This is a genomic window from Pseudomonas syringae group sp. 26L6, from assembly GCF_032587815.1.
In the GTDB taxonomy this organism is placed as follows: domain Bacteria; phylum Pseudomonadota; class Gammaproteobacteria; order Pseudomonadales; family Pseudomonadaceae; genus Aquipseudomonas; species Aquipseudomonas amygdali.
In genome coordinates, this window is the sequence record NZ_JAWHPJ010000027.1 from 17,059 (window position 1) to 32,100 (window position 15,042).

At 56.9% G+C, this 15,042-nt stretch carries 11 protein-coding genes and 2 pseudogenes; 6 read left to right on the forward strand and 7 right to left on the reverse strand.

Annotation, left to right across the window (positions count from 1 at the left end; all coding sequences use genetic code 11):
- Nucleotides 1–15: 15 nt before the first annotated feature.
- The gene (locus tag RYA97_RS14480; protein WP_316892556.1) at nucleotides 16–2,031 is read right to left on the reverse strand and encodes an alkaline phosphatase D family protein; all 2,016 of its coding nucleotides are present in this window, start codon (nucleotides 2,029–2,031) and stop codon (nucleotides 16–18) included.
- Nucleotides 2,032–2,318: 287 nt separating this feature from the next.
- Between RYA97_RS14480 and RYA97_RS14485 the strand changes: the two genes are divergently transcribed.
- Nucleotides 2,319–3,959 (forward strand): methyl-accepting chemotaxis protein, encoded by a 1,641-nt coding sequence (locus RYA97_RS14485; RefSeq protein WP_316892558.1) that lies wholly within the window; start codon nucleotides 2,319–2,321, stop codon nucleotides 3,957–3,959.
- 8 nt (nucleotides 3,960–3,967) lie between these two features.
- Here RYA97_RS14485 and RYA97_RS14490 read toward each other — a convergent pair whose 3' ends face one another.
- Nucleotides 3,968–4,405, reverse strand: coding sequence for a GNAT family N-acetyltransferase (locus RYA97_RS14490; protein ID WP_002552096.1), 438 nt, complete (start codon nucleotides 4,403–4,405; stop codon nucleotides 3,968–3,970).
- Nucleotides 4,406–4,488: 83 nt separating this feature from the next.
- Complete coding sequence (locus RYA97_RS14495) at nucleotides 4,489–5,682, reverse strand: diguanylate cyclase (RefSeq protein ID WP_316892560.1); 1,194 nt, start codon at nucleotides 5,680–5,682, stop codon at nucleotides 4,489–4,491.
- 410 nt (nucleotides 5,683–6,092) lie between these two features.
- On the opposite strand from RYA97_RS14495, the gene gmd reads away from it, so the two are divergent.
- Nucleotides 6,093–7,139, forward strand: a complete 1,047-nt coding sequence (gmd, locus tag RYA97_RS14500) for a GDP-mannose 4,6-dehydratase (RefSeq protein WP_005758761.1) — start codon at nucleotides 6,093–6,095, stop codon at nucleotides 7,137–7,139.
- 87 nt (nucleotides 7,140–7,226) lie between these two features.
- On the opposite strand, the gene RYA97_RS14505 is transcribed toward gmd, so the two are convergent.
- A complete protein-coding gene (locus RYA97_RS14505) occupies nucleotides 7,227–8,186 on the reverse strand; it encodes a GDP-mannose 4,6-dehydratase (RefSeq protein WP_316892638.1) in 960 nt (319 codons plus the stop codon).
- Between the two features lie 350 nt (nucleotides 8,187–8,536).
- Between RYA97_RS14505 and RYA97_RS26525 the strand changes: the two are divergent.
- The 4 genes and pseudogenes from RYA97_RS26525 to RYA97_RS14520 all read left to right on the forward strand — a co-directional run.
- Nucleotides 8,537–9,163: pseudogene (locus RYA97_RS26525) on the forward strand (PAS domain-containing protein); the annotation flags it as partial.
- Nucleotides 9,164–9,325: 162 nt separating this feature from the next.
- Nucleotides 9,326–9,760, forward strand: a pseudogene (locus RYA97_RS26530) (methyl-accepting chemotaxis protein); the annotation flags it as partial.
- A 174-nt stretch (nucleotides 9,761–9,934) separates the two neighbouring features.
- Nucleotides 9,935–11,200, forward strand: a complete 1,266-nt coding sequence (locus tag RYA97_RS14515) for a hypothetical protein (protein WP_005777883.1) — start codon at nucleotides 9,935–9,937, stop codon at nucleotides 11,198–11,200.
- Nucleotides 11,201–11,225: 25 nt separating this feature from the next.
- A complete protein-coding gene (locus RYA97_RS14520) occupies nucleotides 11,226–12,086 on the forward strand; it encodes an SH3 domain-containing protein (protein WP_316892564.1) in 861 nt (286 codons plus the stop codon).
- Between the two features lie 10 nt (nucleotides 12,087–12,096).
- Here RYA97_RS14520 and ycaC read toward each other — a convergent pair whose 3' ends face one another.
- The 3 genes from ycaC to RYA97_RS14535 form a co-directional block, all read right to left on the reverse strand.
- On the reverse strand, nucleotides 12,097–12,723 hold the full coding sequence (gene ycaC / locus RYA97_RS14525; RefSeq protein WP_005746486.1) for an isochorismate family cysteine hydrolase YcaC: 627 nt from the start codon (nucleotides 12,721–12,723) through the stop codon (nucleotides 12,097–12,099).
- 154 nt (nucleotides 12,724–12,877) lie between these two features.
- A complete protein-coding gene (locus RYA97_RS14530; RefSeq protein WP_316892566.1) occupies nucleotides 12,878–14,446 on the reverse strand; it encodes an alkaline phosphatase D family protein in 1,569 nt (522 codons plus the stop codon).
- Entirely contained in the window at nucleotides 14,443–15,006 is a 564-nt protein-coding gene (locus tag RYA97_RS14535) for a GNAT family N-acetyltransferase (RefSeq protein WP_004655471.1), read from the reverse strand. The genes RYA97_RS14530 and RYA97_RS14535 overlap by 4 nt, the downstream gene beginning before the upstream one ends.
- Between the last annotated feature and the right edge of the window lie 36 nt (nucleotides 15,007–15,042).

The window sequence follows — 15,042 nt, forward strand, 5'->3', positions numbered from 1 at the left end:
CAATTGCCGATAAGTTTAGCGGTGACTATCCCTTGTTTCCCGGTTACTTTCCAGAAAACCACGATCTGTGTCAGACCGCTCGTCTCTGGAATCTTGCGGTTCGACGAAACAGGTAGGCGCGTCACCGTTGGCATTGAGTTGGTTGATCAGGGTCGGCTGGCCCTGTTCATTGAACATTACCTGACCGACACCTGCCGAGTTCCATAAGCGTTCACCGGCCTTGCTGTGCTCGGGCGTGCGCGGAACAACCTTCATCAGGCGGCGCTTGGTGAACCAGTTAAGAGGTGAGCGGGGAGAGTATAACCAGCGATTCAGCCGATCAAAAGTGTCCAGCAGACGACGGGGGAATTCATTCTTGATGCCACTGCTGGTGATTTGCCAGATGTGAGGCCCGCCACTGCGCTGACGGATCAGGATTTCGTAGACGAACGAGTAATGCACATCACCCGACAGAATCACGTAATTGCCCGGAGTTCTGGAGTGGCGAAAGATGTTCAGAATGACATTGGCTGCGCCACGATGCGCCATCCAGTTTTCCGCATCGACCAGCAACGGGTAGCCGCACCAACTGAAGACACGCTGTATCGCCTCAATCAACTTGACGCCGAACACGGGGGCAGGTGACACGATAATCGCCGATTTATGGTCGATCAGTTCCTGTTGCAGTTCACTGAGTGCTTCCCAGTCCAGCAGGCCGGACGGGTGATTGAAATTCGATTCACTGCGCCAGCGTCGGGTGCGCGTATCCAGTACCACCAGCGCCGGGCTGGTCGGCAGAACGTAATGCCACTGTTGAAACTTCAGCAACTGATCGATCAGCGCGTCCTGGGCCGTGCTGTCCAGCCAGTTATCCTTGCGCACAGCCGCTGCACTCAGTTCATGTACCTGCCGGACCAGGTCGTTGAGTGCGTCGGGATTGTTACCCCAGCCCTGGCAGAGCAGATAGGCGAGCAGGGCATTGCCGATGATGCGTTTCGAGAAGGGATGGCCGTACGCGGTTTCTTCCCAGTTTGCCGACAGGTTCCAGTCATCGGTGATGTCATGGTCGTCAAAAATCATCATGCACGGCAGGTGAGCCATCGCACGCGCCACGCCCTCAAGCCCCGCAGTGAAATCCTCGACCAGTTGCTGCTCTCTGGCATAACGCTCGACTTCGTCGGCTTCCAGATGCGGCTTGCCTGGCTCGATCAGGGTCCAGGGCGTGGGTGACCAGACCAGCAGGTACATCGCCACCACTTCCGCCAGAGTGACCAAATGGTTATCCGCAGTGCTGCTGGTAAATACCGGCTTGCTGGTGCCACCAAAGAACCGCTCACGCAGCGTGTCGTTGCTTTTCAGGGCGGGTAGCAGGTCGGCACGCTGGTAATAGCTGGCCGGGTGCGCATAAAGGCTGGTGCTGTCGTCGACAACAGCACCGTCGAGTTGCTCATCGAACAACCCCAGCCGTTCGATCAGCACATGAATGGCGCGCAGCATCGGCCCGGCGACATCGTCGACGTAGATCTGATCGCCGCTCATCATCAACAGCGCAGGGCGTTGCAACGGGTCCTGGTTGTCGGCCAACAGGCGATCCACGCAGAGCAGACCCTCGGCCGCGCTGTGATGTGGCTTGCGACACGAGCCATGCAAGAGCTGATCAATGCTGCTGCGCACTACGAAATTCGGATAACGGGCACCGTCGTACAGCAGGTGCGGCGCCCACTCGGCGATACCGCCCGGTTGGCCATCTACCAACAGGTCGTAATCGATCCAGGTGTCCAGGGGCAGTTCTGCCTCCAGTTGCAGGTCGATCAGGTGAATGAACGCATGGCGACCCACTGCAACAACCTGACACTGCCGGCCGGTCAGAAGGTAATCGATAAAGCCGCTTGATGAATCAGCCGCCGCGCTATGACGCAGACTCAACGTCAGGTTCAGCGGGCGCGAACCTACCAGCCACAGCACAAGACGGCCGGCTTCCTGACGGCGTAACAGCGGGCCTGCGAGGATGGATGGCAGTGATGCGGAGTGTTCGGCGGACGAAGAGGACATCCTGATTCAAAGCTCTGATGGATCGTAGGCCGGATAGTAACGCAGTCAGCGTGGAAAGTTCTTGTTACACATCGAGTGAAATAACGTCAGCGTGTTTCGGAACGTTTCAAGCAAGCAGAACTTTTTCAGATAATTGAATCTGTTGCATAACTATTGAATTGGAATAAAAGCTCCAAAATACTTTTATAGGATTGTGTGACAGTGCCGATACACGCTCGTGCATGAAACTTTGAACTCCGCGAGTTTATCCGGTTGCCATGCCCTGTCTTCCAACGAGGGTTCTCGCTATGAAATGGTTTTATAATGCAAGCCTGTCCGCCAAGCTATTCATCTCTTTTGCCCTGTGTGCACTTTTCACTCTTGGAGTGGGTGTAATAGGCAGTCGTGGTATCAGTATTTTGTCTGAAAGTCTTGATAACGTGTTTAATAATAACCTGCTTTCGATCACAAAAACCAATGAGGTCAAAGCCAATGTGACCGCCCAGAACCGCGACCTCTATCGGTTATTGTCTGCGGTAGCTGACAATGAGGCGCAACGTGCCAAAGATGATATCGTCAAGAGTATTATGGAGAACCGGGCTCAGGCTGAAAAAAGTTACGCTACTTATCGATCCACACCCCTTGACGACGATGAGCGTGTCGCGGGGGATCAGATGGACAAGGACTGGCCCGCCTATCAGGCGCTTATCGAGCGCGCAAAGGCCACCGTATTGTCTGGCGACGTCGCAGCAGCAAGAACGTTGATTGATCGTGATGTTAGCGCAGGCTATCTCAAAGTTATGGATGAGTTGAATACCATCATTAACTCCAATAATCGCCAGGCAGCTGAAGACTCCGTTACTTCTGTGCATGCGCAGGCGTCAGCGCAACAAAATCTTTATATAGGGATAGGTATTTCATTTCTTGCCGCCTTTATCATGGGGATGTTTATCAGCCGAGCGATCAGCACACCGATCAACTCGGCGGTCGTTCATGCTCAGCGAATCGCCAATGGTGATCTGACCCAGTCGATCGCCAGCCCCTACCATGACGAGGCGGGTGTGATGCTCGTCGCCTTGAGTGGCATGCAGGATAACCTCAAGAGCACTATCGGGCAGATTTCCAGCGCTGCAGACCAACTGGCTTCGGCGGCTGAAGAACTGAATGCCGTCACAGAAGAAAGCAGCCGCGGTTTAATACGCCAGAACGATGAAATTCAACAGGCCGCCACAGCTGTCAACGAAATGACCGCTGCGGTGGAAGAGGTTGCGCGCAACGCCATGTCCACCTCCGACGCTTCACGCCAGACCAGCACAGAGGCTGCCGCAGGCCGTGATCAGGCTCGCGACGCAGTGACTGCGATCAACAACGTCAGCAACGAGATCAGCAGTTCGACCACGATGGTTGAAGAGCTCGCCGGGCGTGTTCGCGAGATCGGCAAGGTGCTGGATGTGATTCGCGGTATTGCCGAGCAGACCAACTTGCTGGCGCTCAATGCGGCCATCGAGGCTGCGCGAGCGGGCGAGCAAGGGCGTGGTTTTGCCGTGGTAGCAGACGAAGTACGCGCCCTGGCGGCCCGCACTCAGGCGTCCACTGGCGAAATCGAAGCCATGATTGGCAGCGTCCAGACCAGTGCCGATCAGGCTGTGCGGGCCATGGGCAACAGCCGTACCCTTGCCAGCAATACTCAATCCCTGGCTCAGGCCACTGGTCAGTCGCTGGAGCGCATTGCGCAGAGCATTGCCGAAATCAACGATCGCAACATGCTGATTGCTACCGCGTCCGAAGAACAGTCCCACGTTGCGCGCGAGGTGGATCGCAATCTGATCAACATTCAGGACCTCTCCACCCAGACCGCTGCTGGCGCTCACCAGACCAGCGCTTCAAGTCAGGAGCTGTCTCGTCTGGCGATTTCCTTCAACAACCTGGTAGGCAAGTTCAAGGTCTGACGCAAGCGTCAGGACGCTGATACCGGCAGGCGCTTCTGGAAAAAGAAGCGCTTGCTGCCGGGCGGATAGTCGTCAATCTGCCCGAACTCGGTGTAACCGTGGCGGCGATAGAAATCCGGAGCCTGGAAGTCGAAGGTATCCAGCCAGATCCCTGCACAGCCTTTCTCGACCGCAAGATCCTCAGCCATCTGCATCAAACGCGAGCCCATGCCTTGCCCCCGGGTTTGCTCCGGCACCACCAGCAACTCGATGAACAACCATTGATAAAGAATGCGTGCGTGCAGGCCACCGAGAATTTCCCGGGTCTGATCATCGCGAATGAACATCGCCACTTTCTCTGACTTGCCGTCACCCGCTTGCTCGGCGTTAAAGCGCTTCAGTGGTTCCAGAATCGCCAGGCGATCTTCTTCTGTAGGGTTGTTATTGACATCAATGTGAACGCTCATGCGCTGGCTCCTGGCCTTGGTTTGCGCGACGAGCTTAAAGCGGCCTGGATGTGGGGTAAAGCCAGGCCCTGCAAAGCGTCATTTCACGCAAAGCAAACGCAGTTACGTCCGGCGCGCTTGGCGGCGTAGAGGGCATTGTCAGCAGCGCTGATCAGATGGTCGGCAGTGGTCTGCGGCGCGGTTGCACACGCGACCCCCAGGCTTACAGTAACGAACGCGCTTTCGCCCAGCACCGGGTGCGGCAACTTGAGTGCCGCGACCGCGGTCTGCAGGACGTCGGCCATTTCTCTGGCCTGTCCGGCATCGCCATTCATTAAAACCAGAACCTCTTCACCGCCAAAACGAAACGCCACGGCACCGTTTTCATGTGCGCTTTGTTGGATTTTCTGACAGAGCAACTTGAGGCAGGTATCACCTTGTGGGTGCCCATAGTTGTCGTTGTAGGATTTGAAGTGATCGATGTCCAGCAGGATGATGGCCACGTCCGCCGGTGTTTTACGCGCGCGTTCCCAAACCGAGGTCATCACTTCGTCCTGATAGCGTCGATTGAACAGGCGGGTCAAACCATCGGTGCGTGCGAACTCCATCAACTGCACTTGCAGCAGGCGTCCGCGAAGCGCGAACAGATAGCTCATGCGGCTGGCGCGCTCCAGAAAATACGAAGCCATTAACAGCAGCGCTACCGTGGAGACGAACAGCACTGCATTGGCCTGCCAGATCACAAAATCTGCGAAATTGGCAATGTAGGTTGTCACCAGCTGGATGATCAGCATGCATGACATCGCGACGGCTGCATGGCGCAGGGGCAATTGCTGGATCATGGTGCAATAGACCATGATCAACAGCATGCCCAGTTGATAAAAGATTTGATACGGGCTCTGACTGTGAATCATCACCAGCATGGGCATGAGCGAGCACAGTACCGTCGCGGTCGCAGCGGTCGTTTCCATTGCCCAGCGAGTGGAAAAGCGTTGCGCCAGCACTAACAGCACAATAAACATCGGCGTGATCAGGCACAGACGCCCCAGCGCCACGTAGACAAACACATCCCGCAGAATCAACCAGTCACTGATCAGAAACAGGTTGTAGATCAGGCTGCCACCAACCCCCACCGCCGTCAAGAATTCGCGCCGCTGTGGTCTGGTTTCCGCTTGGTAGCGTTGCTCAAGCACCCGGCTGAAGCGCAACGCACCCACACCTGAAGTAATCGTCTGCTCTACCTCCGCAAGGAGTTGTGCATCTTCAGGATTGGGGCGTTCAAGGGCAGAAACGAGCATGTGACACCGGTACATTAACATCGAGAGACATTAGGACATCATGAATGATGTCTTAGTGCTATCAGCGTGTGGTGTGTGTGTCCTGAAGGCGACCGGCGGTTCCTCTCGACTTTCCGGCAAGGCGTCAGGACGACTGCTGTTCTCCTTTTGGTCATCTGCACTAGGGTAATCGCACGGTGAGAGTGGTAAACCGCACGGCCTACTTATCCTGTTCTGATATTTGTTCGGAGGAGCTCGCAAACATAACTTACTGAAAATGACTGCTTGCACATCAGATTCCGCATCTATAGTGATCATATGCTTCGACTCAAGCGCTGTGGGTTGCCTTCGAAGCGAGCGTGCCGAGCGTCATGAATGCACCTCGGCGTAATAAATGAAGTCGCGTCAGCCCGGACCGGAATCCCCTATTTATGAATGCACCTAGAGAATCTGTAATTATCACGGGTATCACTGGCCAGGATGGCGCTTACCTGACTCAGTTGCTGCTGGAAAAAGGTTATACGGTTTACGGCACCTACCGCCGTACCAGCTCGGTCAACTTCTGGCGTCTTGAAGAACTTGGCGTGGCCAGCCATCCGAATTTGCACCTTGTTGAACACGACCTGACTGACTTGAGTGCCAGTATTCGCTTGCTGCAAAAAGCCGAGCCCACCCAGATTTACAACCTGGCGGCGCAGAGCTTTGTTGGTGTTTCCTTCGACCAGCCGATAACGACTGCTGAAATTACCGGCCTGGGCGCAGTCAACCTGCTTGAAGCGATACGCATAGTGAACCCGAAAATACGCTTTTATCAGGCGTCCACTTCTGAAATGTTCGGCAAGGTGCAAGAAGTCCCACAGGTCGAAAGCACCTCGTTCTATCCTCGCAGTCCTTATGGTGTGGCCAAGCTTTACGCGCACTGGATGACGATCAACTATCGGGAGTCGTATGGGATCTTCGGTGCCAGCGGCATTCTGTTCAATCACGAGTCTCCTCTGCGGGGAAAAGAGTTTGTCACCCGCAAAATTACCGATTCTGCCGCACGTATTTCACTGGGTATGTCACAACTTCTGGAATTAGGCAATCTGGATGCCAGACGTGACTGGGGTTTTGCCAAGGAGTATGTCGAAGGCATGTGGCGCATGCTGCAAGCTGATGAGCCCGACTCATTCGTACTGGCCACCCATCGATCCGAAACCGTTCGAGACTTTGTGGCAATGGCCTTCAAGGCTGTCGATATTGACCTGGAGTGGAAAGGTAGCGCAGAGAACGAACAGGGCATTGATGCGGCCACGGGCAAAGCCCTTGTTCAAGTCAACCCAAGATTCTATCGCCCCTCTGAAGTGGAGCTGCTTATCGGCAACCCTGAAAAAGCCAGGAAGGTGCTTGGCTGGGAAGCGAACACCAGTCTCGAGCAGCTATGCCGGTTGATGGTGGATGCCGATCTGAAGCGTAACCAGCAGGGAACATCGTTTTAAGCGTCCCTCTTTCATACTCTAGTAGGTATAGGTTGGGTGTTTCAGGCGTTGTTGATCGCAACGCCCCTCACGCATAAAACCGGTAGCTCAAGCCGTTGCAGCTATCTCATCGCGCCAGTAATTCAGCAGTGTCGTGAGTGTAGACTGCAGCGTTGTGGTGGGCGTCCAGCCAGTGATTTTCTGGATAGCGGAGTTATCACCGAACGCGCAGGGGATGTCAGATAACCGCATTCGTTCGGGATCGTTTATCACATCGATCCTCTCTGAGCTCAGTGCCATGAGCTGACTCAGTATTGCCTCTATACGGACGGGCTCGCCGCTGCAGATATTCAGGCATTGAGGATAGGCTTCCTGCCTGGTGGCCATGTCCAGCAGGGCGACGTAGGCATTGCACACATCACGCACATCGAGAAAGTCTCGCGCCGCTTGCAAGTTGCCGACTTTCAACTGTGGTGCTTGCTTGCCTGCTTCTATCAAGGCGATCTGACGAGCAAATGACGCGGTCGCGAAATCAGCCGATTGCCTGGCACCAATGTGATTGAACGGACGTACGACAATACCGTTCTGGCCACGACGAAAGTACTCATAAAAGGCCGCTTCGGCGGCAAGTTTGCTGGCGGCATAGGGGTTCATGGGTTTGCAGACACTGTTTTCATCGAGCGCAATACCCTGCTTGAATGCCTCGCCGTAGACTTCCGATGAGCTGACAAACAACACAAATGCCTGAGGGGCCTTGCGTTGCAATGCCTGTAGAAGGTTCACGCTTCCCATGACGTTGGTTTGCCAGGTGGCCAGAGGGTCCTGGAAACTGGTAGGCACATGCGTAATAGCCGCCAAATGCACAACGTGAGTGGGATTTGCCTGAGACACCACTTGCTCAAGGCCAGCGGCGTCGCGAATGTCACAATGCAGCGATTCGGCAGCATAAGCGGAGGGGGGAGAGTCAGGGCTCACCAATGCAATAATATGGTGCCCGGCGTGCTGCAGCTTACGGCACAGCATCTGCCCGACAAAACCGTTTGCACCGGTGATCAGAATGCGTCGCATCATTGAGGGTCCTTAATGGCGTTGCTGCAAGCAAGTGAGTCTAGCAGGCAATAGCTGGTCAACCCGTTGTGACCTATGGCTCCTGCATTTTGTTTCGCCTTGCACATTCGTTATCAGCCTGCCCATTCAAGGTTCCGCAATTGCAGGCCCCGGTTATGCGGGCAACCCACATCAATTCAATCTGCCATCATCAGACGAAACGCCTTAATCCCGTCTACGCTTAGGCCGATACATACGTACAACCCACTACTGGTGCCGTCATGTTCAACACTCGCTTGAAAAAGGAATTACAGGCACAACACGCCGAGTTATCTATGTATCGGCAAATGCAGAAAGGGATGGACGCGCGGATGGTGTCGCTGAGTCTGGACGCCAACAACCATATCGTCCATGCCAATGACAACTTCCTGAGGGCGCTTGGTTATTCTGCCGACCAGTTGCTGGGCAAGGATCTGGACCAGATGGTGCCGTCCTACGTCAAACAGCTCGATTGCTACCGTAACCTCAAGCTGGCGGTGCAGAAAGGCGAGTCGGTGATCGACAACTACCGTTTTCTGCATGCCAACGGCAGTCTGGTGTGGATTCGTGCCATGTGGCAGCCGGTTCTGGATGACCAGGGCAAACTGGTGACCTTGCAATGCTACGGGTCGGACATCACCCAGACAGTCGAGACCGCTGCCGAGAACTCTGCGTTCATTCAGGCATTGCTGCGCTCTACCGCCGTGATCGAGTTCGATCTTGGCGGCCACGTGCTCACGGCCAATGACCAGTTTCTGCGTGGCATGGGTTACAACCTGGCGCAGATCAAGGGCAAGCACCACAGCATGTTCTGTGATCCGGCTGAAACTTCACTGGCACCGTACCGGGAGTTTTGGGCGATGCTCAACCGCGGCGAGTTCGTCGCAGGGCGCTTCAAGCGTATCGACAACAGCGGGCGTGAGGTCTGGCTGGAGGCTACTTACAACCCGGTTCATGATGCTCAGGGCAAACTCTACAAGGTCGTCAAGTTCGCCACGCTGGTGACCGATCAGGTCGCCCGCGAAGATGAAGTCAGCCAGGCGGCCAGCGTGGCGTTTGAAATCTCCCAGCAGACCGACGTCAGCGCCCAGCGCGGCGCGGATGTGGTGCAGAACACTGTGCAGACCATGCGCAAGATATCCGAAGAGATGCAGTCGGCTTCCTCAGGCATCGAAGCACTGGGCAAGCAGTCCCTGTTGATCAGCTCCATCGTGCAGACCATCGGCGGCATCGCCCAGCAGACCAACCTGCTGGCGCTCAATGCCGCCATCGAGGCCGCGCGCGCTGGTGAGCAGGGCAGGGGCTTTGCCGTGGTCGCCGATGAAGTCCGCCAACTGGCCGGCCGCACCAGCGCCGCGACCGAAGAGATCGTCAGCGTCGTGCAGCAAAACCAGTCGCTGGCCGATGAGGCGGTACGCGGCATGGCCAACAGCCGCACTCAGGCGGAACAGGGTCTTTTGCTGGCCAACGAGGCCGGCGCGGTGATCGTCGAGATTCAGGAGGGGGCCAAACAGGTGGTGGGTGCGGTGGGGCGGTTTGCCAATCAGTTGAAGTAGCAGCTGACGTCACTGTCGGTATTTCAGGTGTTGCAGGGCATGGACGACCGGCAACACCTGATAGCTCTGGCATCATTTTTGGACGGCAGGCAGAATGCGCCGCAGTTGGTCAGTGATCACCTTCGCACTCAAGTGTTGTGAATCACTGGTTCCACTCTGACAAGGATTGGTTGGATGCTGCTTGCTGTACTTACCGTTCTCAATGCCCTTTGCCTGATCGGTGGCTTGCTGTTCAACGCAGAGTTGTTGAACAAGGCAGGCGCCGATATTCCCCTCAAAAACCTGCAGGCGCTGGAAATATACGGGCAGAGCCTTGCCGCAGTGAGCGTGTGCCTGGCGGCCTGGCGCCTGTGTATCTGGGCTCATGGGAAATGGGGACATCAGCAGCATCTCATGCGCTCCATCCTGCTCAGTACCGTGGTACTGGCCCCGCTGACCTGGTGGGTTCAGGGTGTGGTCCCGGACGCGATTGCTGAAGCGTTTCCGGCCGATCTGCGGGTTTACAGCCTTTACGCCTACGTGACGAAAAAAGGCCTGCTCTACGATTCGGTGCAGATACCCGGCATTCCCTATCAGGAATATCGCGACAAGGGCGAGGGCAAGGCCTTCATCGCCAATCTTGGCGTACTCATGAGTGTTCAGGGCTCGTACGTCGAGCAGATTGGCCACAATTTTCAGGGCTTCGCCCAAACCGTCTTCAAGGGCTATACCCGACGCAACGCCGATAGGCTCTACAGCCGGCTGCAAGCGGAAGTCCTCCCGGTCTTTGACGATATCGCCCGTGAATACGCAAAGGTAGAAGCCTTGCGGCGCTCTGGCGTAGCGGGCAATAAACGCAAACCGCTTGCGCTCCCGAACGCAGCCCTGCAACAGGACCCGCCGAGCGCCGAAGACTACGCGTTGGCGATGCCTTCAGGCCTGCGTACCCGTCAGGCGATGGCCAATACTGCGCAGGTGCGCGGCATGGCGCGTCAGGTTCTGGGCCCGCTCTACGTGGAAGGAATGGACCTGCTTGTCACGCCCAGTCAGTTCAACACGTACCTCAATGGCATCGCCAGCAATATGGCCAGCGACGTTGCGCGCACTGATGTGCATGGCGCACAGAGCCTGAGCGTCCTCAAAAACATGTGGTTCGTACCCTGGTCGTTGCTGAGTGGTCTTTTCATGGGCGCGCTCAATATCGTCGGGTTGTTGTTGTCGACCGTCGAGCAGCGCGCGTTCATACAGAAGAGGCTTGTCGCCGTCAGAGCGGCAGCGGTGGCCCTGATCGTGATGGTTCCATTGCTCGCCGGTAACGCAATCATTCAATCGCCAGGCTATCGCACTGCGTTCAAGGACATCGAGGCCGGCCCGACCCTCATGGCCGGTGTCTTTCATTGGGCGATGTCTGCAGAAGCCATGTTGTACAACTTGACCAGACCTCTGCTCAACGCCGAGTAAAACGTTTCAAAAGGGAGTAAGCCCCGTGCGCAAGAAATTCGTTGCATCAATTCTGGCGGTAAGCATCGCCACCTCAGTCACCGGATGCGCGCAGATGGGCATCAGCAAGGAACAGGCGGGTACTGTGATCGGCGGTATCGCCGGTCTGGCGGTCGGTGCAACGATGGGCAAGGGTAACGGTCAGATCGCAGCCGCGCTGATCGTTGCAGGCATCGGCAGCTATATTGGTAACCGCATCGGTCAGTTGCTCGACGACAGGGATAAACAGGCACTGGCGCTGCGCACTCAGGAAGTTCTGAGTCAGCCCGCATCTCCTGTAGCGCAGCCCACGGCCATCTGGCGTTCCGATCACTCCAATGCAAGCGCCCGGATCACGCCAGGCCCGGAGTTCAAGGCGGTCCGGACCATCGATGTCAAACGCACGCCCAACATTCAGGGCGTGCCGTCGATGAAGCTTATCAATCAACCCTATGTCACCCGGTCTACCCTCAACGTGCGCTCTGCACCGAACATGAACGCTGACAAGGTGGGCAGCCTGCCGGGCAATACGCAATTCACTGCCGTGGGTTCTACCGGTGACTGGATTCTGGTGGGGCGCAAGGGCGTTACCGTGGGCTACGTGCACAAGGACTACGTGATGACGCAGTCCGATGCCGATACCAGAAAGAGGCTTGCTTCAGTCAGGTTCGATGATATGAATGTGTCGGCCAGTAAAGAGACTGAAGCATTCGATCTGGGCTCAATCTCTTCCTTGCCCTCCGGCAAAACAGCGGCCGAGACTACTTGTCGACCGCTTTCTGTAAGCCTGGAAGCCAACGGTGGCACCACTGAAAAGCAGGACAACACATTCTGCAGGCAGGCCAATGATACGTGGGAGTTGATTTGAAGCCGGGCCTCTACCGAGCAGTCAGTGCCGAATAACTGTTCATCAGGTTACGGTAGTTCGGGATCCGCTCGGACAGCAGGTTGCCCAGCCCTTCGATATCGTTGCGCCAGTCACCTTGCAGCTCACAGGCCACCGAGAACCAGTTCATCAACTGCGCACCTGCCTGGGTCATACGCGACCAGGCGGCTTGCTGGACAGTGGTGTTGAAGGTGCCCGATGCATCGGTGACCACGAACACTTCAAAGCCTTCAGCCAGTGCCGACAGGGTCGGAAAGGTCACGCACACGTCAGTCACTACCCCGGCGATGATCAACTGCTTGCGGCCGGTCGCCTTGATCGCCTTTACAAAATCTTCGTTGTCCCAGGCGTTGATCTGGCCTGGACGGGCGATGTATGGCGCATCGGGGAACATGGCCTTGAGTTCCGGCACCAGCGGGCCGTTGGGGCCTTGTTCGAAACTGGTGGTGAGGATGGTCGGCAGTTCGAAGAAGCGGGCCAGGTCAGCCAGGGCCAGGACGTTATTCTTGAACTCGTTCGGCGAGAAGTCCTGTACCAGCGAGATCAGGCCTGTCTGATGATCGATCAGCAGCACGATGGCGTCATCTTTGTTCAGGCGGCTGTAAGGGGCGTTTTTCATGGTCAAGTCCTTTCGTTTGGGTAGGTAAGGTGTGGCGTTCAACGTGGGTTCAGATTAGTAGCTCACCGGAAAGGGAAAAAGCGCCTGACGCGCGTTTTACTGTCTCTTCACAGTGGACAATACTGTCCCAAGTGCTGCCCTCCCTACGAGTCGCCTACCCAGAAACCGCCCCGGCCTTGCCAGCCTCCACCGCAAAGCGTTTGAGCGTCGACACACTGGCAGCGGGGTCGAGCACATCCGACACTACTTGGAAGCGGGTCAGCATCTGCTGCTGGCTGAGGTCCACTGCCACATAGCCACGCTGGCGGCTGTCAAAGAATTTCACGTGGGGGTTGAGCCCCAGAATACTGTTGAAGGCGTCGAATGGCGGTCCGCCGGATGTCACCGAGGTGCCGACGAATTCAGTGGCGACGACGGCTGAGTCCGGATTGCCCGCATCGGCGTGCAGGTCGGTGGTCCAGAACGAATGGATATCGCCACCCCAGAACACCGGGTTGCGGGTCTGCTGGCGTTGCAGGGATGCCAGCATGCGCTCGCGGGTCGCCGCGTAGCCGTCCCAGCCGTCGGTCCAGTGGCCCAGCGCCTGCGTTTTGAGATTGCGCTGTTCCAGCGGAGCGACCAGCAAGTCCTGGGCAATGACATTCCATTGTCCAGGTGATTCAGCGAAGCTGCGGTCCAGCCAGGCTTCCTGTTCCCAGCCGAGCATGGTGCGTTTCGGGTCACTCAGATCCGGGCAGTCGCTGGGCGCTACGTAGCCTCGGCGGCTGCCGTTGGCCTGGATGCACGCCTGTTCGGAACGATACTGCCGACCGTCGAGTACATGGAAGCGCGCCAGGCGGCCATAGTCCAGGTTCCGGTAAATACGCATGTCCGGTCCTTTGGGCAAGCTGCTCGCGCGCAAGGGCATGTGCTCGTAAAACGCTTGATAAGCGGCGGCTCTGCGACGCAGAAAACTGTCCACCGGAACGTTCGGGTCCTGGGACCACTGCGCGGCGTAGTCATTCTGTACTTCGTGATCGTCCCAGGTGGCCACGCTCGGCGCGCAGGCATGCAGCGCTTGCAGGTCCGGGTCAGTCTTGTACTGGGCGTATCGGTTGCGATAGCCCGCCAGGTCCATTGGTTCAGGCGTAGCGTGGTAGCGTGGAGCCCGGTTCCTTTCAGATGCGTCTGACTCGTAGATGTAATCACCCAGAAAGAACACCATGTCAGGTCGCTCTGCAGCCAGGTGCCTGTAGGCGCTGAAATATCCCGCCTCCCAATGCGAACATGACACGAAGCCGAACCGTGCCGAGACCATGGCGGTTGCCAGCGGCGCAGTGCAGGCCTGACCCACGGCGCTTTGCGCGCCCAGACTTTCGAACTGATACCAGTAGGGACGTCCAGGCTGCAAACCGCCCACTTCAACATGTACCGAATGGGCAAAGCGCGGTTGGGCGGTCGCTTGTCCTGTACGTACTACACGAGTCATCGCTGCATCGCTGGCGATTTTCCAGCGCACTTCGACGGGTTTTTTCAGGCCGCCATCGCCCGTGGCTGTCATCACCTGTGGCGCCAGGCGTGTCCAGATCACGAAGCCGTCAGGCAGCGGGTCGCCGGATGCCACGCCCAGCGTGAACGGATAATCGACACCCGCGCTGCGGGCAAACGGGCTGAGGATCGATAGCAGCGTGGCACCGGCCACGCCGGTAATGATGCGTCGGCGATCCTGATTGAAGTCAGTCATTGCGCGGCCTCTGCTGGTTCGTACTGCGAGCGCAACAGCCCGAACAGCAACATGTCTTTGAAAACACCGTTCTTCAAAAATGCTTCTTTCATACAGCCTTCATACGACAGTCCGCACTTCTCCAGCACCCTGGCGCTGGCCATGTTGTCGGCAAAGCACTGACCGGCGATGCGGTTGAGGTTCATGACGGTGAAGCCATGCATCAGCAAACCCTGCACCGCCTCGCTGGTGTAGCCCTGATTTCGGTAATCGGCACCGATCCAGTAACCCAGGTTGCCGCTGCGATGCGAGGTTGACAGGCGCAGTGAAACGACCCCGGTCAGTTCCCCGGTTTCCTGGGCATGAACCCCCAGGCTCAATGTTCGTCCAGCGGCGAATTGTTCCGGTGCATCGGCAATGAAAGCCTGTGCATGCTCCAGGGTATAGGGCGAGGGGACTGTGGCCGTCATGTTCGCAATCACGGGGTCGTCAGCCAGTCGCGACAAGGCGCTGGACTGCTCGGCTCGCAACGGGCAGAGCAATAGTCGTGAGGTGCGGATACTGGGCATATCGAGACGCATCCCGGGTTTTCCGTTGAGTTGAATACTCAAGAATTG

What these genes read in the sequence shown, in the direction of transcription:
- RYA97_RS14515 (WP_005777883.1), top strand. Translation starts at nt 9,935, where the DNA reads ATGCTGCTTGCTGTACTTACCGTTCTCAATGCCCTTTGCCTGATCGGT.
- gmd (WP_005758761.1), top strand. Translation starts at nt 6,093, where the DNA reads ATGAATGCACCTAGAGAATCTGTAATTATCACGGGTATCACTGGCCAG.
- RYA97_RS14480 (WP_316892556.1), bottom strand. Translation starts at nt 2,031, where the DNA reads ATGTCCTCTTCGTCCGCCGAACACTCCGCATCACTGCCATCCATCCTC.
- RYA97_RS14495 (WP_316892560.1), bottom strand. Translation starts at nt 5,682, where the DNA reads ATGCTCGTTTCTGCCCTTGAACGCCCCAATCCTGAAGATGCACAACTC.
- RYA97_RS14490 (WP_002552096.1), bottom strand. Translation starts at nt 4,405, where the DNA reads ATGAGCGTTCACATTGATGTCAATAACAACCCTACAGAAGAAGATCGC.
- RYA97_RS14485 (WP_316892558.1), top strand. Translation starts at nt 2,319, where the DNA reads ATGAAATGGTTTTATAATGCAAGCCTGTCCGCCAAGCTATTCATCTCT.
- RYA97_RS14505 (WP_316892638.1), bottom strand. Translation starts at nt 8,186, where the DNA reads ATGCGACGCATTCTGATCACCGGTGCAAACGGTTTTGTCGGGCAGATG.
- RYA97_RS14530 (WP_316892566.1), bottom strand. Translation starts at nt 14,446, where the DNA reads ATGACTGACTTCAATCAGGATCGCCGACGCATCATTACCGGCGTGGCC.
- ycaC (WP_005746486.1), bottom strand. Translation starts at nt 12,723, where the DNA reads ATGAAAAACGCCCCTTACAGCCGCCTGAACAAAGATGACGCCATCGTG.
- RYA97_RS14535 (WP_004655471.1), bottom strand. Translation starts at nt 15,006, where the DNA reads ATGCGTCTCGATATGCCCAGTATCCGCACCTCACGACTATTGCTCTGC.